This is a genomic window from Streptomyces sp. NPDC014991 (assembly GCF_043080665.1).
GTDB lineage: Bacteria > Actinomycetota > Actinomycetes > Streptomycetales > Streptomycetaceae > Streptomyces.
Genome location: NZ_JBIBVY010000030.1, coordinates 27,709 through 48,668, shown reverse-complemented (window position 1 = coordinate 48,668; position 20,960 = coordinate 27,709). Strand labels below are relative to the sequence as shown.

The 20,960-nt window shown below is 70.8% G+C and carries 11 protein-coding genes and 1 pseudogene; 6 read left to right on the top strand and 6 right to left on the bottom strand.

Annotated features, from left to right (window positions below; translation table 11 throughout):
- Positions 1-83: 83 nt before the first annotated feature.
- Complete coding sequence (locus ACF1BE_RS32045; protein ID WP_392202511.1) at positions 84-2,432, bottom strand: ATP-binding protein; 2,349 nt, start codon at positions 2,430-2,432, stop codon at positions 84-86.
- A 924-nt stretch (positions 2,433-3,356) separates the two neighbouring features.
- Here ACF1BE_RS32045 and ACF1BE_RS32040 point away from each other — a divergent pair.
- Both ACF1BE_RS32040 and ACF1BE_RS32035 read left to right on the top strand, forming a co-directional pair.
- Positions 3,357-4,496 (top strand): helix-turn-helix domain-containing protein, encoded by a 1,140-nt coding sequence (locus tag ACF1BE_RS32040; RefSeq protein WP_392202510.1) that lies wholly within the window; start codon positions 3,357-3,359, stop codon positions 4,494-4,496.
- Positions 4,497-5,081: 585 nt separating this feature from the next.
- The gene (locus ACF1BE_RS32035; protein WP_392202509.1) at positions 5,082-6,053 is read left to right on the top strand and encodes an alpha/beta hydrolase; all 972 of its coding nucleotides are present in this window, start codon (positions 5,082-5,084) and stop codon (positions 6,051-6,053) included.
- A 317-nt stretch (positions 6,054-6,370) separates the two neighbouring features.
- On the opposite strand, the pseudogene ACF1BE_RS32030 reads toward ACF1BE_RS32035, so the two are convergent.
- The 3 genes and pseudogenes from ACF1BE_RS32030 to ACF1BE_RS32020 form a co-directional block, all read right to left on the bottom strand.
- A pseudogene (locus ACF1BE_RS32030) lies at positions 6,371-6,502 on the bottom strand (MFS transporter); the annotation flags it as partial.
- Positions 6,503-6,569: 67 nt separating this feature from the next.
- Positions 6,570-8,450 (bottom strand): amidohydrolase, encoded by a 1,881-nt coding sequence (locus ACF1BE_RS32025; RefSeq protein WP_392202533.1) that lies wholly within the window; start codon positions 8,448-8,450, stop codon positions 6,570-6,572.
- 956 nt (positions 8,451-9,406) lie between these two features.
- Positions 9,407-11,206 carry a coagulation factor 5/8 type domain-containing protein gene (locus ACF1BE_RS32020; protein WP_392202508.1) on the bottom strand — a complete coding sequence of 600 codons (1,800 nt, stop codon included), beginning with the start codon at positions 11,204-11,206 and terminating at the stop codon, positions 9,407-9,409.
- 382 nt (positions 11,207-11,588) lie between these two features.
- Here ACF1BE_RS32020 and ACF1BE_RS32015 point away from each other — a divergent pair, with 382 nt between their 5' ends.
- From ACF1BE_RS32015 to ACF1BE_RS32000, 4 genes are all read left to right on the top strand, one after another.
- On the top strand, positions 11,589-12,683 hold the full coding sequence (locus ACF1BE_RS32015) for a DUF1996 domain-containing protein (RefSeq protein WP_392202507.1): 1,095 nt from the start codon (positions 11,589-11,591) through the stop codon (positions 12,681-12,683).
- Positions 12,684-12,794: 111 nt separating this feature from the next.
- A complete protein-coding gene (locus tag ACF1BE_RS32010; protein ID WP_392202506.1) occupies positions 12,795-14,546 on the top strand; it encodes a discoidin domain-containing protein in 1,752 nt (583 codons plus the stop codon).
- A 26-nt stretch (positions 14,547-14,572) separates the two neighbouring features.
- The gene (locus ACF1BE_RS32005) at positions 14,573-17,020 is read left to right on the top strand and encodes a glycoside hydrolase family 3 C-terminal domain-containing protein (RefSeq protein ID WP_392202505.1); all 2,448 of its coding nucleotides are present in this window, start codon (positions 14,573-14,575) and stop codon (positions 17,018-17,020) included.
- Between the two features lie 119 nt (positions 17,021-17,139).
- A complete protein-coding gene (locus tag ACF1BE_RS32000) occupies positions 17,140-18,180 on the top strand; it encodes a LacI family DNA-binding transcriptional regulator (RefSeq protein WP_392202504.1) in 1,041 nt (346 codons plus the stop codon).
- Positions 18,181-18,342: 162 nt separating this feature from the next.
- Here the strand turns inward: ACF1BE_RS32000 and ACF1BE_RS31995 are convergent, their stop codons facing one another.
- Both ACF1BE_RS31995 and ACF1BE_RS31990 read right to left on the bottom strand, forming a co-directional pair.
- Positions 18,343-19,446: a DUF2235 domain-containing protein gene (locus tag ACF1BE_RS31995; protein WP_392202503.1), complete on the bottom strand. Its 1,104-nt coding sequence runs from the start codon at positions 19,444-19,446 to the stop codon at positions 18,343-18,345.
- Positions 19,447-19,586: 140 nt separating this feature from the next.
- Positions 19,587-20,954 (bottom strand): hypothetical protein, encoded by a 1,368-nt coding sequence (locus ACF1BE_RS31990; protein ID WP_392202502.1) that lies wholly within the window; start codon positions 20,952-20,954, stop codon positions 19,587-19,589.
- Positions 20,955-20,960 lie beyond the last annotated feature (6 nt).

The following is a 20,960-nucleotide window of genomic DNA, read 5'->3' as shown; positions in this document are numbered from 1 at the left end:
GGTCGCTGACCGCTGTGACCTCTGTCGGTCATGTCCAGTTGTCGTCCTCACGCCGTCGTGTGTCAGACGTCCCTCGCCCCGGGTCATACACGCTCCGTCTCCTGCAGGGCGTGCCGACGGGCGTCGATGGCGTCGAGCTGTACCGCGGCCTCCCGAGCGGTGCGGGGGTCCGCGTAGGGCCCCAGAGAGATGATCCGGGCGAAGACTTCCCGTGCCTCCGCCGTGCGCCCCATGCCGAGCAGAACACGGCCCAGTTTGTCGAGACTCCGACTCTCCAGTGCGGTGTTGCCGCTCTTGCTGCTGAGACCAATGGACTTCCGCAGGTGGACGACGGCCTCGTCCCACTTGTTCAACTGCCGGCTGACATGGGCGATACCGGCGTGGATCTCCGCCCGGGTGAACTCCGCGCAATGGATCTCGATACGGTCACCTGCTTCTTCGAGGAAGGCGAGCGCATGCTGAAATGCTTCGGCCGCCTCCTCGTTGCGACCGGACGAGGAAAGAATCATGGCGCTGCCATGCAGGGCGGTGAGGCTGCCCTGCGCGTCTTCCAGTGACGCGAAGAGATGGCCGGCCCGACTCATGTGGTCGGCCGCCGCCTCGTATTCGCTGAGGCTGCTGAGCGCCCACGCCCGGTAGAAGTGGGCCCACGCCTGCTGGGTCGTGTCGGCAGCGACTTGGGCGAGGGCGAGGGCCCGGGCGGAGAGCGTCAGGCTGTCGCGGTGACGGCCCTCGCACAACAGCCGGGCCCATGCCAGGTAGTTGAGCTGAGTCGCTTCCAGGACGGGGTCGCCCAGTACCCGCGCGCAGTCGACGGCGGTGGCGTAGACCTCGGGCCAGTGCCCCCAGAAGATCCACTGGTCCGAGAACCAGTGCAGGGACTCAGCCACCTCCACCACTGTGGCGTGCTGACCCGCCTCGGCCGCCACGCGCAACGCGGCGAGCCAGTTCGCACCCTCCGCCTGCAGCCATTCCCGCCCCTTGACCGCCGAGGACAGGTCGACACCTCCGTCCCGGACGACGGACGGAGCCCCGTAGCCGGGCTCGAACCATCGGCCGGCCACGACCGCGGTCCGGAGCAGCCAGTCGCACAGAGCGGTCCGGGCGCGCCCGATGTCCTCCGGGGTCTCCTCGGCGTCCAAGCGCGTCCGGGCGTAGAGCCGCAACAGGTCGTGCAGCCGGTAGCGGTCGCGTTCGGCGCCCAGCAAGCCGGCTTCCACCAGTTCCTCCAAGGTGTCCTCGGCGTCGAAGAACTGCTGCCCGGACAGCTTGGCGGCCCCGGCCGCGGACACGTCGGGCCCCGGGACGAGGGCAAGCCGCCTGAACAGACGGGCGGCTTCGGAGGTGAGCCGGCGGTAGGAAAGGTCGAACGCCGTGGACACGCGTACGTCTCCGGCGGCCAGAGCCTCCAGTCGGCCGTCGTCGGGGGCGAGCCGCTCGGCGAGTCGGCGCACCGGCGACGCCTTCTGCGCGGCCAGCCAGTTACCTGCCAGGCGAAGGGCAAGCGGCAGGTGTCCGCAGTACCGGGCGACCTTTTCGAGTGCGCCGGTGTCGGCGGACGCACGCTCCCGGCCCACCAATGCCGTGAGCAGTGCCGTGGCCTCGCGCGTGTCGAACCCGTCGAGCAGCAGGCGGTGCACGCCTTCCAGGCCGGTGAGCATGCGCCGACTCGTGACCAGCACGATGCCCGCGCCGGATCCGGGCAGCAGCGGGCGCACTTGCGCCTCGTCGCGGGCGTTGTCGAGCACGAGCACGAATCGTCGTTCCGCCAGGGTCTGGCGGTAGAGTCCGATATGACCTTGCGAGCCGACTTTCAGCAGCTCCCGGTCGGCAACCCGTAGTGCTCGAAGCACACCGAGCATGAGCTCGGCCGGCTCCGGCGGGTCCGTTTCCAGTCCCCGCATGTCCACTACGACCTGACCGTCCGGAAAGTGGCCGGCGAGCCGACGGGCCGCGTGCAGCGCCAGCGTCGTCTTGCCCGCGCCCGGTGGCCCGGACACCGCCGCGATCACAGGTCGTACGCTCGGGCCGGGTCGTGCGGCCTGTCGATCCGATGTCTGCCCGCCGGAGATCTGCCGTGCAAGCTCGGTGAGCCATGACAGTTCGCGTTCCCGGCCGACGAAGTCGGTGATCTCGCGCCGCACGGTCTGCACACCGACGGGCGTGTATCCGTCGCTTCGCCCGGCACGGGCCGCGCTCAGCAGCCGTTGCCGCTCCACGTCGGACAGTCCCAGCCCTGCGGCGAGAGCCGTTATCGTGCGCCGCTGCGGAGCCGCACGCCGTCCTCGCTCCAGGTCCCCGATGCCGCGAACGCTCAGTCCTGACGCCTCGGCCAGGCCTTCCATGGTCAGCGAGGCCGCCAGGCGCAGCTCGCGAAGCGTGGCACCGAAGTCCGGTGCACCCTCAGTCGTCCCTGTTCTGACGGCCGCCATGCTTTGTCGCACCTCACCCAAGACGTGACGACCTGCGAGTGCCTCGCAGCATCAGACGGTCAACTCGCCTGCGCGTCGTCGCGCGACGCATCCGGCCGCGCAGATCCACGAGGATTCGCTCAGAGAGGTGATGGGGGCGCTGAGGGGGACGGATGATCGACGGTGACCGGCGGCCACCGCTCACGAGTCGCGTCCGACCGCCCCGCGGGCCACTGGTCCCAGCCGATGCACTGACATCAAGCGTCGACATCAAGCGTCCCTTCGACTTTCCCCTGCCGTACGAGGACACGCTATGACAGCGCCGCGCCGGAACACTGTGCCGATGGACCCGATCGGCCACGCGAGTGCACTCCTGGACGAGCAGCGCTGCACTCCTGATCAAGAAGCCGCCGGTCGCCGCTCACTCGACTCAGTGGAACGCATGATCCACCTCGCGCCCACCAGTCTGCGCAATATTCCGTGCCCGTAGGTGCCCCGGCCGGTGGGACAGTGCCGTGCACGGTGGGTGAGGCGCGGCATGCCCTGCCCGTGTCAGGGGCGGTGATGCGGGTGTCGGCCGCGAAGTGCCGCGGCACATGGTGCGTGACCGACCACTCGGACACCGGCGCCGGCTGCCGGTGGCATCGGCGGCGTCCGGAGCGTCGTCCGCGACGTCCGGCCGTCGTCCGGGCCGACGCCCTTTCTGCCTGATTAGTGCCTGGAGCCCAAAACGATCAGCTGCTTGGCTGGTCGAGGCGGGCAGAACCGGGCCGCAGTGTTGCTGCCCGACTTCCGTCGCGGGGAGTTTCCGCGACGCGACGGGACCTCCGCACTTGCCCGGGCACCGAGTACCGCCTTCTCCGGCGGCACGCATCCGCCCGGTCCCTGTGCGCTCCAGGAGCCCACGGTCTCCGCCGGTTCCACATGGTTGGAGAGGAGAGCCGGATGAACCCGGTATCGACGACTGCTTCGGTACCCGACGGACACAGACTCACCCACTGGCGCGACGTGGTGGAGCGGGCGCTGGTGCCCGTGACCGTCGTGCCACGCGACGACGGTCCGTTCCTCGGCCGCGTCCGCACTGACCGGGTCGGTACCCTGCGGGTCTCCACCACTGAGGCCGCCCCACAGCGTGTCCGGCGGACGGCGGCCCATATCGCGCGCTCGCCGGAGCCGTTCGTAGCCGTAGGCGTACAGATGGCGGGCAGGACGCTACTCGTCCAGGACGGCCGGCAGGCCACGGCGAACCCGGACGACCTCTTCGTCTACGACACCGCGCGCCCGTACTTCCTGGACCATCCGGAGCGCTTCTCCACACGCGTGGTACTCATCCCCCGCCGCATGATGGCTCAGTCGGACGAGGACCTCGGCAGGATCACCGGCACCGTGATCGACACGGAAGAAGGGTGCGCCGCGGTCCTGAGGCCTTTCCTGGCCACGGTGGTCGCCTCCGCCCACCTGTACTCACCGTCCGCCGCGGGCAGGCTGGCCAACGGCCTCGTCGACTTCTTCGGCACCCTGGTGACCGAGCTGACCGAGGAAACGGCGGCGGGGTCCGGGACCACGCGGAGCTTCCTCGTGCAACGCGTCCACGACTACATCGACGAGAACCTGGGCGATCCGGCCCTGTCCCCGGAATCGGTCGCGCGGGCTCACCACATCTCGGTGCGCTATCTTCACCGCCTCTTCCAGGACGAGGCCATCACGATCAGCCGGCTCATCCAGCGGCGCCGGCTGGAGAAGTGTGCGCACGAACTCGCCCGCCGCAGCCGCACGTCGCCCACGGTGTCCTCCATCGCCCAGCGATGGGGCTTCGTCAACCCGACCCACTTCAGCCGGGTGTTCCGGGACGCCTACGGCCTCTCGCCTCGCGAATGGCGCAGCGTGCGTCCGGAGGCTGGGCGTGACGGCGCGGGGGTCGGCTCGATGGGCGGGCGTAGCGGTGGCGGTCAGCCCACCGAAGGCGGTGTGGTCACCGGTCGGCACGTGACGTTCGGCGCGGAGGGTGGCCGCCGTGGCTCCCGCGCCTCGTCACCGCACGGCGCCACACCGCTGCACGCGCGCACCGGAGACAGGCTCCGCTGAGTCCGTCCGCGTGTGGGCGCGGGCGGCAGGCACTGTTTCGCCGGGCGGGTCGTCTTCCTCCTCTCGCGCTCACCGGACGGCTGTACGCCGGTCGCCGTCGCCTCCCGGCTCGGCGCCCCGCTGTCGCCGTCGCTGTCCGATCTGGCCCGCACCATGTCGCGGGCCCGGCCGCCGGTCGGCAAGGTGCTCGCCGCGACCGCCGTAGATCCCCTTCGGCCCCTCGCCGCCGAACAGCTGGACGCGCGCACGCCGGGTCCGCTGGACGGCGGGCGCCGTGCGCGGCGCCGGCGAAACCCCACCGGCTCGCGACGGCGGCGACGGTGCGGCTTCCGCGGCCGTGGCGCGTCAGGTCGCGGCGGCAATCCTCAAGGCCGGCCGGTGCAGGGCCCGGCGGCCGACGGTGCTTCTCCCGGCCTGGAGAAGCTCGTGCGGGCAGCGCACGGAGATGCGGTGGGAGCGGGCGATGACCTCCGGTCTGTGCACTGTGCGGACAGAGCGGGTGCACGTGCAGTCATTGTCCGGGCCCCCCGCGGCCCTAGCGTGAAGGGGCAGCACAACGCACACCGACAGCAGCAGGAGATACTCATGTCCGACGTCGTCGAGCCGGTTCCGCCGGTGCTGGAACCCGCCGCCCGGGCGTTCACCGAGGCGACCGCCAATCCGCCTTACCTCTTCGACCTCGGTCCCGTCGAGGGCCGCAAGGCCGTCGACGAGGTGCAGTCCGGCGACATCGCCAAGCCGGACGTCGACGAGGAGTGGATCACCGTCCCGGGCGGTCCCACGGGCAGCGTCCGCGCCCGGATCGTCAAGCCGGCCGGCATCGAGGACACCCTCCCGGTGATCCTCTACATCCACGGCGCCGGCTGGGTGTTCGGCAACGCCCACACCCACGACCGCCTCGTGCGCGAACTCGCCGTCGGCGCCCGCGCCGCCGTCGTCTTCCCCGAGTACGACCTCTCCCCCGAGGCCCGCTACCCCGTCGCCATCGAGCAGAACCACACCGTCGCCCGGTGGATCGTCGAGGAGGGTGCCACCAAGGGCCTGGACGCCGCACGCCTCGCCGTGGCCGGCGACTCCGTCGGCGGCAACATGGCCGCGGCCCTGACCCTGATGGCCAAGGAACGCGGAAACGTGCCCCTGGTCCAGCAGGTGCTGTTCTACCCCGTCACCGACGCGAACTTCGACACCGGCTCCTACCACCAGTTCGCCACCGGCTACTTCCTGCGCCGCGACGGCATGCAGTGGTTCTGGGACCAGTACACCACCGACCCCGCCGAACGTGCCCGGATCACCGCCTCCCCGCTGCGCGCCACCACCGAGCAGCTCACCGGACTCCCCCCGGCCCTGGTCATCACCGGCGAGGCCGACGTCCTGCGTGACGAGGGCGAGGCCTACGCCAACAAGCTCCGCGAGGCCGGCGTCCCGGTCACCGCCGTACGCTTCCAGGGCATCATCCACGACTTCGTCATGCTCAACGCCCTGCGTGAGACCCACGCCGCCCAGGCCGCCATCACCCTCGCCGTCACCACCCTGCGTACCGCCCTGCACTCGGACTGAGCCGAGGGGCACTTCGCACGCCGCCACCGTGTCCCGGCTGGAGGAGATCGCGGACCTGATCCGCGAGCGGCCCACGCGAGGAGTGGACAGCCGGCCGCGCGGACACACTCCCCGCCCGGTGTCCGCGCGGTTCTCCGGTACCCCGCGCTCGCTCCGGGAGGCGTGCACTGCCGACGGACCGGGCGCGGGGTCTCGCCGGGACGGTCCGGCGGTGCGGCCCCCTCCGCGGAGCTCCGCTGCGGGCGTACGGACGCCGGCGACCGCACCCGACACGGTCGACACCGACGTCCTCCGCGACGTGCAGGCGCCGCACCGTGCCCGACGCGGAGCCACTGGGCGTTGACCGGCTGCATCCAGTTGCCGGTGTCGGACACCAGTTGCGCCATCCACCGGGCGCGAAAGACACGGGCGGCCAGTGGTGACCAGGCCGAGACCTCCGCGCGTTTCACGACCGCGGCCGTGTCCGGGTCGGAGGCGGTCGGTCGAGGAGGGGTCCGTGCCGGGCAGCCGTCCGGTTCAGAACGAGAAACAGGGGTCGACAGCCGAGACGTCGGCTTGTGGAGCGAGCCCGCGACGGACGCGCCACTGGCGATGCAGCTCCGACTCCGCGACGGCCTCACCGAGCATCTCGGCCTGACGGACGCCCGGACGATGTGCGGCAGGTGCGGCCTGGTACCCACCGAAGTGCGCCACCGGGCTCCAGGCGGGGCCCACGGGTGGCAGCGCCTCGTCGATTCCCTCGTACTCGCCGGCCGCGTAGACGACGCGGCCGCCGACGACGGTCAGCAGGGACTCGATGTGCGGTATCTCCGGGTCGGGGACCGTGAAGTAGTCCTCGGAGAGAACGGCGAGATCGCCGAGGCAACCCGGGCGCAGCACCCCCTTGGAATCCTGCTCGCCGGTCAGCGCGGCACCCGACTCGGTGAACATGGTCAGGGCCGTCCCCCGGTCCACGAGATTGTGCGGCGGGTGAATGGCCAGGTCGCCCACCGTCCGACCGGTGACCAGCCAGTGCAGTGCGACCCACGGGTTGTACGACGAGACGCGGGTGGCGTCGGTGCCGGCACCGACGGTCAGCCCCCGGGCCAGCATGGCGCGGACCGGCGGGGCGTCGGCGGCGGCTCCGGTGCCGTAGCGGCGCACGAACGCCTCGCCCTGGAAGGACAGCCGGTTCTGCACGGACATGGCGCCGCCGAGTGCGGCGATGCGGTCGAGGCTGTCGGCGGACACGGTCTCCGCATGGTCGAACAGCCATCGGTTCTCGCCCGGGAAGAGTCCTTCCGCGGCGAGCTTCTCGAACACGGCGAGGTCTCGGCGGATGGTCTCGTCGTACGTGGCGTGCAGCCGGAATCCCCAGCCGTTCTCCATGAGAAGGCGTACCGCCTTCTCGAACTCCACCTCGTAGCCGGCGGCGTGCTCGGGGCGCGGTTGGGCGAAGTTCTCGAAGTCCGCCGCCGCCCAGGTGAGGTTCTCGCCGGCGCCGTTGAAGCGCAGCCATTCGTCGCCGTCCCCGGGCCGGACCATGCCGGTCCAGCGGGTGAGGTCGTCGATCTCCTGACCGGCTGTCTGGGGAAAGAGATGGTAGGCGATGCGTAGCGAGAGCCGGCCTTCCCGCGCCAGTTCGGTGACCGTCTCGTAGTTGTCGGGGAAGGCCTGGAACCCGCCCGCCGCGTCGATCGCCGAGGTGAGCCCGAACCTGTTCAGCTCTCGCAGGAAGTGACGGGTGGAGGTCTTCCTGTGCTCCTCGTCCAGCAACGGGGCTCTGGCCAGGGTGGAGTAGAGGATCAGGGCGCTGGGGGCGGCGAGCAGCATGCCCGTGGGTTCGCCGTCGCGGCCCCGTACGATCTGACCGCCCGCGGGGTCGGGGGTGTCCCGGTCGTAACCCGCCGCCTGGAGCGCCGCGCGGTTGAGAACCGCGGCCTGGTACAGGTGCAGGACGAAGACGGGAGTGTCAGGCGCGGCGGCGTTCAGTTCGGCGACGGTGGGCAGTCGGCGCTCGGCGAACTGCTCGACCGACCAGCCGCCGACCACCCGCACCCACTGGCCTTTGGGTGTGCGGGCTGCCTGTTCACGCAGCATGGCCAGCCCCTGGCGCAGTGAGCGGACACCGTCCCAGCGCAGTTCCAGCACATAGTTGAGGCCGCCGCGGATCACGTGCAGGTGTGCGTCGTTGAGGCCGGGAATCATTCTGCGACCGAGGGCGTCGACCACCCGCGTGGCCGGCCCGACAAGGGCGGCCACGTCCTTGTCCCCGCCCACAGCGGTGATCACACCGTCGCGAATGGCGATCGCCTCGGCCTGCGGGAGCCGGGGATCCCTCGTGTGGATCTTGGCGTTGCGGACGACGAGGTCCGCCGCATCACCGCTTGCGCGGGGAGTCAGCCCGCCGACCGGCATCGTGGACACCTACGACCTCCTGTGAGTCATACGGCACGAGCTTTCCGACGAGGCGCCGGGTCACCGGCGCATGCTCGTGAGGTGCGAAACCGTCTCCGGTAACGCCGCGACGCCAAGCTATGCCGATGTTTCACGGCCGGGTTTCCGGTCAGCGCACCGGACCATTACCGACAGCGCACTGATCCACACCGGCGCGGAGGCTGCTCGTCGGGGCGTCGTGCGGCGGGACTCGCCGGGCCGGGTTGCCCGGGTGGCGTTGTTGTACACGCGTCTCAGGTGTGTCGCCGCGGGACAGGAGGAAGAACTGAGCGCGCACTGGCGGCAGGTGCCGGGCGTCGGTGACGGCCTTGTGGCCGGTGGGGCGGCGGTGGTTCGGCGCTCGTTGGCGATCGTGCGGTCACGGGTGGGCACCGGGATGCCGTCGGCGTCCCGGCGAAGCGCCGAAGGCCGGGCTCCCGGAATCGCCTCACCGACGCGAGTTCCCGGCCTCGTTGTTCGCGACTAGGGTCTTTCGCGAGCCCGGCATGATCCGAACGAGAGGGCCTAGATCTGCAACGGGGTCCAACACCAGGAAGTCGCCGGCAGGTGGGACGAACCGGCTCATGCTTCCTTGTGTGCCGAGGACCCAAGCCGGTCGCGGCTCCCTTGCGTGAGGTGGCACCGGCCCGGCGGGACACGCGGTGCGAGCGGGTGGCGCGTGCCCGCAGGTGAACGGTGTCTCGCCGCCCTGCGACGACATCCGGTGCCGACGTGACGCGCGTGTTGCCGCACTGTCCCTCGGCGCTGAGGTACAGCCGGCCCGCGTAGGACCGGCACTCCCCCATGTGTCGGTCTTCGCGGTGAGCGGCCTGACGGCCGCATCCGCGGTGGCGACCCGCACGAGGCCGGAGACGGCGACGGACCTGGCCTGAGTGGAGGCCGGGTTCCGTCGCCGTGCGGTTCCACCCGGTTCCGGCTCAGGGGTACGACAGCACCGTGGACGGCGTGGTCGACGTGCCCGACGTCGGTGCCCCGGTGTCGTTGATGACGTGCTCGTACTGACCCTGGCCGCCGAGGGAGACCACGAGCAGGCCGTGGAACTTCACGCCGGAGGCGTTCGGGGCGGCGAAGCCGTGGTGCTGCACGATGCTCGGATCGGCCGTGTAGTTGCAGTAGCTGCCCAGCCCCCAGGCTTCGTGGGCGGTGACGTTGCCGCCGACCTTGTAGGCGGCGTAGCCCTTCACGGAGCCGTTCTGGATCGCGGCCTGGTTCGGGGCGTCGTACGCCTTCTCGTTCTGGAAGAAGATCGTGCGGCCCCGCTGGCCGTACCACTGCACGTCGTACTTGTTGAAGTGCTCGACGAACAGGCCCGTGCACAGGACGTCGTCGCCGTTCACGACGATGCCGTAGTCGGCGCGGTTGGTGTCCCACCCGACGCCGGTGCCGTGGTCCGCGCGCCAGATCCAGGTGTGGTCGACGATGGTGTTCCTGCTGTTGATGACCATGCTGGTGGTGGCCCTGCCGGCGCCCGCTCCCCCGATGCGCACGAACACGTCCTGCACGGTGGTGGGGTTGGCCGAATGGTCGCGGGAGGCACCGGTGGGACCGACCTCCAGCAGGGTCGTGGAGTTGACCGGTCCGGCGTCGATGAGGAAGCCCGCCAGCCGTACGCCGTCCACGTCGGCGACCCGCAGGGCGGTGACGCCGTTGTCCGGCACGATCGTCGCGTACCCCAGTCCCAGGACCACGGTGTTGGCCCGGTTGACCTGGATCGGCTGGTCGACGTGGTAGATCCCCGGGGTCAGCAGCAGGTGAAGGCCTTGGGCCAGGGCCTGGTTGAGGGTGGCCGCGGTCACGCCCGGCTTGGCGACATAGAACTGCGACAGTGACAGCGAGGTACCCCTGGGCGTGCCGTTGCCCCAGGTGACCCCGCGCGCATTGGTGCGCTTCTCCGGCAGGAAGACGCGGTACTCGTTGCCGTTGAGATACAGGAACGGCTTCTCGCGGGAGACGGGAGTGGTGTCGAGGGTGGTGTACGGCGGGTTGGGGAAGCTTTGTGCCGGGGCGCCCTGGACACCGGAGAACACCATGTTCCACACGGCGTTGGCCCAGCCCCCGATGGCGCTGTCCCGGGTGTACCACTGCTGTTGCGAGTAGGGGCCGACCTGGCCGTCGACGCGGCAGTCGGCGATGTAGCCGCCGCTGGCCCAGCCGTAGCCGGCCGGGGCGAGGTTGAGTCCGCCGCGCACGTGCATCCGGCGGAAGGGAGCTGCCTGGGCGACGGCCCAGCGGTTGGTTCCGTTGGCCGGGACGAGGGCCAGGTTCTCGGCCGAACGCCAGAAGTTCTGCGTGGCGTTGCCGTTGGCCCATCCCGCGTCGACCGTGACGTCACCGTTGATGGTCGTGTCGTCAGGGGAAAGACCGAGGCCGGCGATGGAGGTGTAGAAGCCGAGCTGGGCGTTGAGTCCCGTGTAGGTGCCGGGCTTGAAGAGCAGGGCGTAGCGGCCGGTGCCGAACTGCGCCGACTCCTGCTGCCGGAAGACCTGGTCGAGTTTCGCCTGGATGCCGGGCGTGGAGGGGTCGAACACCAGGACGTTGGGGCCGAGGTCGCCGCCGCCGGACAGGGCGCGTGGCCGGACGGCCGGGGGAGCCGCCGAGGCCGGAGTGGCCAGGCCGGTCAGGAAGGGTGCCGCTGCCGCGGCAGCGGCACCGATGACGGTACGGCGCGTGACGGGAGACCGGCCGGAGGCTGGGGAGTCGGAGAAGGCAGGGGGCATGGGGCGGCTCTCCTGATTCGAGATGTGAACGATGTGGGGGTGGGGGAGCGCTCTCTCGCCGGGAATGCTTCAGTCCGCTGAACGCAACGTCAAGGGTCACGACGTAAATCCGTGAACTTTCGTTCACGTCCCGTCGACCTCGCGGCACGCACCCGCACGCGCCGACAAGGCACCTCAACGCCCGTGCGTCGTAGGGCCCTTGCCTCACCCAGCGAGTGCGTGGAGGGCCTCACCCTCTGCTGCCGGACACCTTGACACCTCGACATCGCCGACCTGAGACTCCGTGCATGGGAGAGCGCTCTCCCAGCACTGGCGCCCGCGGTGTCCGTCAGCGACGCGGTGGCCGCTCACCCCCCGACTCCTCCATCCTCAGGAGGTCTCCATGCCACGGAGATCGAAGATCCTCTCAGGAACACTGATCACAGGCGCGCTCCTGCTGACCTCGCTCGGTCTGGGCGGCGTCGCACTGAGCGCCGGTGTCCCCGCGCCCGGCGCCGGGGCCGCGGCGGCCTTCGCGTCCGTCCATTCCGGTCACACCATGGCGGTGTCCACCACTTCGTCGCCCGAAGACCCGGACGGTGACGGCTACATCCCGGCGAACCCGCCGGTCACGGGCGTGACCCCCTCCACCCAGGACCCGCCGCACCGCTACTTCCACGAGTTCCAGGCCAACTGTTCGGTCACGCACACCGCCCCGGACGACCCCATCGTGTACCCGCGGCAGCCGGGCAGATCCCATGACCACACCTTCATGGGCAACACGACCACGAACGCGAACAGCACCACCGCCTCGCTCGACGCGGGCGGCACCACCTGCAAGGCACCCGGGGACAGGTCGGGGTACTGGATGCCCACGCTGTTCGACGGTGACAGGCCGGTCCTCCCCGTCGGCCCGCAGACGATCTACTACAAGACCGGCGTCACCGACTACACCAGCGTCCGCCCCTTCCCCAGGGGGCTGAGGTTCGTCGTCGGCGATCCTGCGCAGAGCGCCGACGCGTTCCGCCACCACCCCGGCTTCGTCGAGGGCTGGGAGTGCGGTGACAGCTACTTCAACACCGAGTTCCCGGCGACCTGCCCCGACCGGGCCGACGTCCAGGTCAACATCCGCTTCCAGGCACCCAGTTGCTGGGACGGGAAATACCTCGACACGCCGGACCACAAGAGCCACATGGCCTACCCGGTGGTCAGGCCCGGTACGAACGACAACGTCTGCCCGGCCGACCATCCGGTGGCGCTGCCGATGATCGAGTTCAAGATGGCGTTCCCCGTCAACGGCGACATGTCGCGGGTACGGCTGGCCAGCGGGCCGGGCCACAGCTTCCACTACGACTTCTTCAACGCCTGGGACGACGCCACGCTCAGGGCACTGGTCGGCCACTGCGTCGTCGGCGGACTCCAGTGCGACGCGCGTGGTTACGACCAGACACACCCCGAGGCGGGCGCGGCGCTCGACCAGAACTACCGGCTCCCGTGACCATGCCGCGTCACCGCCGTCACCCCTGATCCGGGGCGGCCCGGCCGCTGGCCCGCCCCGCCGGGGCCGGGCCGCCCCGTTCCCCCACGCCCCCCACGCGAAGAGGACCTCATGACCCCACCCCGCGCCCGCACACGCCGTCTCCTGGCGCCCCTGACCGCCGGAGTACTGACCGTCGGCGCCCTGGCCGCACTGCCCGGCACCACCGCGCACGCCGCGGGCAGCGTCGTCAAGGTGGCCGGCACCCAGGGCGACTGGCAGCTGACCGTGGACGGAAAGCCGTACCAGATCAAGGGCCTGACCTGGGGGCCGGCCGTCGCCGACGCCAGCAGGTACATGCCCGACCTCCAGTCCATGGGTGTCAACACCATCCGCACCTGGGGCACCGACGCCTCCAGCAAGCCGCTGTTCGACTCCGCCGCGGCCCACGGCATCAAGGTCGTCGCCGGGTTCTGGCTCCAGCCCGGCGGCGGTCCAGGCGCCGGCGGCTGCGTCAACTACCTGACGGACACGACGTACAAGAACCAGGTGCTCGACGAGTTCCCGAAGTGGGTGCAGGCCTACAAGGACAACCCGGGCGTCCTGATGTGGGACGTCGGCAACGAGTCCGTGCTCGGCCTCCAGAACTGCTACAGCGGCGACGAACTGGAACGGCAGCGCACCGCCTACACCACGCTCGTCAACGACATCACCAAGAAGATACACGGCATCGACCCGAACCACCCGGTCACCTCGACCGACGCCTGGGCCGGCGCCTGGCCGTACTTCAAGAAGAACGCCCCCGACCTCGACCTGTACGCCGTCAACTCCTACAACGCCGTCTGCGATGTCAAGGCGGCATGGGAACAGGGCGGCTACACCAAGCCGTACATCGTCACCGAGACCGGACCCGCCGGGGAGTGGGAGGTGCCGAACGACGCCGACGGCGTACCGCAGGAGCCGACGGACCAGGCGAAGGCCACCGGCTACACCAGGGCGTGGGGCTGTATCACCGGGCACAGGGGTGTGGCGCTGGGAGCGACGATGTTCCACTACGGAACGGAGTACGACTTCGGCGGCATCTGGTTCAACCTGCTGCCGGCCGGCCAGAAGCGGCTCTCCTACTACGCGGTGAAACGGGCCTACGGAGGGGACGCCTCCCACGACAACACCCCGCCCGTCATCTCCGACCTCACCGTCGAGGGCGGCGCGGGCAGCGTGCAGGCCGGCCGCGATCTGACACTGTCGGTCAGGGCGAGCGATCCCGACGGCGACCGGGTCGGCCACGAGGTCCTCGACAACAGCAACTACATCGACGGCAGCAAGCAGTTGGTCTCCCTGCCGTTCACCGACCTGGGCGGCGGCCGGCTGAGGTTCACGGCTCCGGACCGGCCCGGCGTCTGGAAAATCTACGTCAAGGCCACGGACGGCCACGGCAACGTCGGCGTGGAGACCCGCTCGATCCGCGTCGTGCCGCCGGCGGTGAACGGCACGGACATCGCGCTCGGCAGGCCCGCCACCGCGTCCTCCTTCCAGGGCGGTTACGGCGACTGCCCGTGCACCGCCGCGAACGCGGTGGACGGCAAGCTCACCACCCGCTGGGCCAGTGACTGGAGCGACCCGCAGTGGATCCAGGTCGACCTGGGCGCACGCACCTCGTTCAAGCACGTGCAGCTCGTGTGGGAATCCTCCTACGCCAAGGCGTACACCCTCCAGACCTCCGACGACGGACATAACTGGCAGACGCTGCGCACGGTGAGCGACGGCAACGGCGGCGTGGACGACTTCGACGTCGGCGGCGCCGGCCGCTACGTCCGTGTCAACGGCACGGCACGCGGCACCGGTTACGGCTACTCGCTGTACGAACTCGGCGTCTACAACTGACGGCACGGCAGGACGAGGGGGCGGGGATGTACGACGACGACGAGCTCGACCGGCTGATCGACAAACTCACGCTGCGGGCCAAGGTCCGACTGCTCACCGGTGCCGACACCTGGCGTACGGCGGCGGAACCGGCCGTCCAGCTGCGCCCGTGGGTCATGTCGGACGGGCCGGCCGGAGTGCGCGGGCCGTCGTGGGACGAACGGAAGACCTCCGTGCTGCTGCCCTCGGCCACCGCGCTCGCCGCCACGTGGGACGAACCGCTGGTCGAGCGACTCGGCGCTCTCCTCGCCCTGGAGGCGCGGCGCAAGGGCGTGCACGTGGTCCTCGCGCCCAACCTCAACCTGCACCGCAGCCCACTGGGCGGCCGGCACTTCGAGTGCTTCTCCGAGGACCCCGAGCTGACCGGCCGTATCGGAGCGGCACTGGTACGCGGCATCCAGGCGCACGGCGTGGCCGCCACGGCCAAGCACTACGTGGCCAACGACTCCGAGACCGACCGGCTGACCGTGGACGTACGCGTCGGCCAACGGGCGCTGCGCGAGGTGTATCTGGCCCCGTTCGAAGCGGCCGTGGCGGCCGGCGTCCGTGTCGTCATGGCGGGGTACAACGCGGTCAACGGCGCCACCATGACCGCGAGTCCCCTGCTGACCGATCCCCTGCGGTCCGACTGGGGATTCGACGGCGTCGTCGTCTCCGACTGGGGAGCGGCGCGGACCACCCTGGACACCGCGGACGGCGGCCTGGATCTCGTGATGCCGGGGCCCGAGGGAGCCTGGGGCGAGGCATTGGTGCGCGCGGTGGAGGAGGGAGATCTCGCGCAGCGCGTGGTCGACGACAAGGTGCGGCGCCTGCTGAAGCAGGCGGACTGGCTCGGCGAGCTCGGCCGGCCCGGCCGGCCCGGCCGACGGCCCGAGCCCGGCGTACGCCCGGGTGCGGTGCGGGCCCTGGCGCGCCGGGCCGCGGCGGCGGGTACGGTCCTGCTGGCCAACCGCGGTGTGCTGCCGCTGGACGCCGATGGTCTGGAGACGGTGGCGGTGATCGGTGCGCACGCCGCCCGGACCCGCACCCAGGGCGGCGGCAGCGCCGGAGTGTTTCCCCAGGCCGAGATCAGTGTGCTGCGGGGCGTCAGGGCGCGACTGCGCGGCCGTGCCAGGGTGGTGCACGTCCCGGGTCCCGTCCCCGAAGGGCCGCCGCCACCCCTGGACGCGGAGCTGTGCTCCGACCCGAGATCCCGGGTGCCCGGCGTGCTGCTGCGCGTCCTCGACGCCCGCGGGAGCGAGCTGTACGCCGAACGGCGCGCCACCGGGCGACAGCTGGAACCACGGATGGTGACCGGCGCACACACGGTGGAGATCAGCGCGCGGCTGCACCCGCGCGTGACGGGGGCCTGGACACTGGGGATCGCCGGGTTCGGGCGGATGAGTCTGCGAGTCGACGGCCGGACCCTGCTGGAGGGTGACTTCCCCAAGGACACCGACGACCCTGCACTCGTGCACGTCAGCCCGCCGGCCCGCTGCGCCACCGCGCACCTGACGGAGGGCAGGGACGCGCTCCTCGTCGCCCGCCGTGAACTGAGGCCCGGCACCGGGCGGGCGATGGTGGTCGGCGCGGCGCCACCGGCCGCCGACGAGGCCGCGGCACTGGAGGCGGCCGCCCGGGCGGCACGCGAGGCGGATGCGGCGATCGTGGTCGTCGGCACCACCGAGCACGACGAGTGCGAGGGCCGCGACCGCCTGCGGATCGAGCTGGACCCGGTCCAGAACGCGCTGGTCAGCGCGGTGGCCGCCGCCAACACGCGCACCGTGGCCGTCGTCAACAGCGGCGGCCCCGTCGAGATGCCCTGGCGGGAGGAGGTCGGCGCGCTGCTCCTGCCCTGGTTCCCGGGACAGGAGGGCGGCGGCGCCCTGGCCGACGTGCTCTTCGGCCGCACCGAGCCCGGCGGACGGCTGCCCACCACCTGGCCGGCCGTACTCGACGACGCTCCCCTCACCGGCACCCGGCCGTCGGACGGGCGCCTCGACTACAGCGAGGACCTGCACATCGGCCACCGCGGCTGGCTGCGGGCGGGGCGGGCGCCGGCCTACTGGTTCGGACACGGGCTGGGCTACACCACCTGGGAGTACGAGGAACTGACGGGGCCGGCCACGGTCCGGGCGGGCGAGTCGTTCACGGTGGGTGTCCGGGTGCGCAACACCGGCGCCCGTCCGGGACGTGAGGTCGTCCAGGTCTACCTCGCCCGGCCCGGCGCCGGCGTCGAGTACCCCGAGCGGTGGTTCGCGGGATACGCGGCGGTCCACGCCCGGCCGGGAGAGACGGTGACCGCCCAGGTACGCGTTCCGGCCAGACTCCTGCGGCACTGGGACGAACGGGCAGGCACCTGGCGAACCGAGCCCGGCCCGTGCCAGGTGCTGGCGGGCCGGTCGGCAGGTGATCTCCCGCTGACTGCGGTGACGGAGCTGCACGCGGAGGACTGATCTGCCGCGGCCGGGCCGGACGGCAGCCGAGAAAGCCGGGCGCCGGGCTGCGGGCTGCGGACGCCGGCTGCGGGAGAGCGCTCTATGCGGTCCGCCCGGTGTGCCGTTAGGGTGCGGCCATGAGCAAACAGGCTCCGACCTTGGAGGACGTCGCCCGCGAGGCAGGGGTGTCCCGGGCGACTGTCTCCCGGGTCGTCAACGGTGTCCGCAATGTCGACCCCACGATCCAGGAACTGGTGTGCCGGGCGATCGAGCAGACCGGTTACGCCCCCAACCGGGCCGCCCGGTCGCTGGTGACCCGGCGCGCCGAGACCGTCGCGCTGGTGGTCTCCGGGGCCGGGGACGAGCCGGACGACACCCAGGAAGCCTTCGCGGCCCGCGTCTTCGCCGACCCCTTCTTCGGGCGGGTGGTCGCGGGGGTCATCGGTTTCCTGCGCCCGCGCTCCATGCATCCGGTACTGATGTTCGCCGAGTCGGCCGAGGACCGGCGCGAGGTCCTCACCTATCTGCGCCAGGGGCGCGCCGACGGGGCGCTCGTCGTCTCCACGCACGCACACGACCCGCTGCCCGCGCTCCTGGCCGAGGCGGAACTGCCCACCGTGCTGTTCGCCCGCCCGGCACGCCCGGTGCCGCTGAGCTACGTGGACCTGGACCACCGGGACGGCGGCCGGCTCGCCGCGGAACATCTGCTGGCACGCGGCTGTCGCAGGCCGGCCACCGTGGCCGGGCCGCTCGCCGTCGGCGCGAGCCAGGAACGGCTTGCCGGCTTTCGTGACACGCTGGCCCGCAACGGCCACCCGTACACGCCTGTCGTCGAAGGCGGCTTCACCTTCGACAGCGGCATCACCGCCATGACACGGCTCCTCGCCGAACAGCCCGACGTCGACGGCGTGTTCGCGGCCAACGACCTGATGGCCCAAGGCGCCTGCCAGGTGCTGCGGGACCACGGCAGGCGCGTGCCCGACGACGTCGCGGTCGTCGGCTTCGACGACTCCGGCATCGCGCCGGTCTGCCACCCCCCGCTGACCACGATCCGCCAGCCGGTCGAGCGCATGGCGGCACACATGGCCCGCCTCCTCGACGAACACGTCCGGGGAGAGCGGGCCGAACCCACGTCCGTCATCTTCGACCCCGAACTGGTCGTACGGGACTCCGCCTGAACGCCGCCCGACCGCGGCCGGTCTCTCCGCCGAGCGGCCCGGCGAGCGGGAGAGGCACCGCCACGCGAACCGGTGCGTGGTGGCCTGTCACACGGCGAGGCGGGGAACAGCTGTCAGTCCTCGGTTCACCTCCAGACGCGGAGGCCGAGCCGCCCGGGCCGCTCAGGGATCCAGCCGGAACCGCGTCCGATCGGTGAGGTATTTCACGAGCTCGGGCGGCCGGTAGCCGGCGTCCTTGTCATAGCGCTCCATGGCCGGCACTGCCAGGAACTCGTTCCCGTCGGGCCGGCCCTCCTCGTCCGCCGCGCACCCGATGGGCCGCTGCAGCGGCTCGGCCAGTCGGTACATGCCTTTCCTCGAAGGGTGCACCTCGCCCAGGACATCGGGCTGCACCCGGAAGTCGATGCAGTCCTCCGGCTTCATCGCACTCGGCCCGGCCACGCCGAGCGCCTTCGGATCGAACACCAGCCCGTACCTACGAGCCTGGTCGATCATCCAGAGCAGGGTGATGTCGGACAGCCCCGTCTCCCTGTAGCCGCCACCTACATCGCAGTGCACGCCGGCGAACCACACCTGCTTCAGTTCCTGGCGGTGCTCGGCTCCGGGCTGCTGGTGCCACAGCGTCGGCTGGAAGGCCGAGCGTTGTTCGTCAATGGCCAGCGCGTGGAAGGCCGCCCTGACCCAGCTGCTCAGCTCGGTGTCGTGGAACGCCCATTGGCGGTTGAAGCGGTCCACGACCGGGTCGAGCCTGCGCGAGGCGGGAAGCGGGATACCGAGGGCACCGACCGTGTCCCACACCCCGATGAAGCGGATAGCCGTCTCGTGCGCATACGAACGGCGGAACAGCGTGGAGGCCGTGCCGCTCGGCTTCTCGGTCCGGTCCCGGTAGAGGTCCCAGGCCTCCTGGATCCGGCCGGCGTGATCCCGGCGCACGATGCCGCAGTTGCGCACCAGACCCGCCAGACTTCGCACGGTGAACGCGCCGCGGCTGAAGCCGAACAGGAACAACTCGTCGCGGGACTCGTACGTCTCGACGAGGAAGCGGTAGGCGTCGATCACGTTCTGGGACAGGCCCACGCCGAAGGCGCCACCCCGGAGACGTTCCCAGCGGCCGGTGCCGACACCACTGTGGTAGTACACACGCTGGACCTTGTCGGCATCTGGCCCTGTGCACACGGACAGCGCGACCTTGGTGACGTTGGTCTTGCTCGGCTGGTCGGCGAAGTTCCAGGTTCCGTCGCAGCAGATGACGAGGCGTTTGGCCATGTCGATCCCTCCTGGTGGTGAAAGGGAAGCGCCCGCTCTTCATTCCGACCGCACCTCCAGCGCGAGTGCGAGGTGGGCCCGTTCCTGCGCGTCACCGGCGGAGTGTTCAACGGCGCTCTCCAGGAGACGGACGGGAGCTGTCAGGTGTCCCACAACTGTGTGTGTTCCGTGTGCGCCTCGGTCAGCCCGTCGCGGAAGTACCGTTTGTAGTAACCGAGTTCGGGATGGTGCACCTGAAGCCAGATGCCGGGCACCTGAATGGCGTCGACGTGTGCGGGGAACCGGTCGTGCGTGGCGTGGATGTACTCGCATACGTCACGGGCGCACTCGACGACCCGTTGGTCGTACTCTCGGGCCTCGGCGAGATAGCGCTGCCCGTAGTCCTTGCGGTAGATGTCCGCGAAGAGGTTCTTGTCGTGATAGATGCCCGTCGGGCCGAACTTCGCCTGGACGACCGCGTCGACGGCCTCGGACATCGTCGGGTGGTAGGGGGGACATGCCGCTCTGATCAGCGGTCGGCCGTCGACGCTGAGCCCGACCGGGTGGGACCGCACGGTCGCGAATCTGGGCAGAGGCAGCTGCCAGCGCGGAAGGTCCGACGGGCGCCAGCGGGGGGTGACGAAGTCGAAGCCGAGCATCCGCCCGTACCGGGCCGAGAACTTCGGGTCGCCCAACATGATCTGGGGGTTGATCGAGGCATGGATCCACGCGCCGAGCCCCATGGCGTCCGCGGTCAGCATGAGGTTCTGCAGCAGGAGCTCGGCCTCGATCTGGGTCCGCAGCGGGCCGAGCACACCCAGCGGAAGCTTGAGGTCCTTGTTCAGGAAGCCGCTCCGTATCCACTTGCGCACCCCGGCGGGGCGGTAGAAGTTGCGGTCGTCGACGAGGGCGGGCCGAGCTCCGTCCGGCTGAGTGAGCAGGTACATCAGGCCGTTGATGTACTGGTGCGAGAGGTCGACGACCGGCAGCAGGACGGTGCTGCCCGGCAGGTTGGACAGCACGCGGTTGGAGTCGAGGTAGGCCGGGAAGTCGCGCATGCCCTCGGCGACGTCCAGGCGGTGGTCCAGGACCCGCACCTTGGCCTGCCGAGCCCGATCGACCAGCGCGCCGGGTTCGAAGGACGCGTCGGGGGACGGCGGCAACCTGCGCAGGTAATAGGTGCCGCTGTCATTGATCAGGAAGAAGTGGGTGCCCTGCGCGTTGTCCGGGCTGCCCGCCGCCCGGCCGACCATGTTGAGGTTCGGCTTGGCCATGATGGGCTTGCCGTCGCGTGGATCCTCGAACGGCCGGTCCGGCATGGTGAGCCCGGTGCAGCCGGTGAGGGCGATTAGCACCGCCTCCTCCAGCTCGCCGAGCGGTAGTGGGACGTCGGACGAGCGATAGCTCATCGAGCCGGCGGGGACGGCCGCACCCCGGCTGACCCGGTGGGTGCGCCGCCGCCAGATGGTCTCCAGGAGCGGCCGCGCCAGCAGTGCTTCGAGACCCCGATGCCGGGTGGTCACCGTCATGGTCCT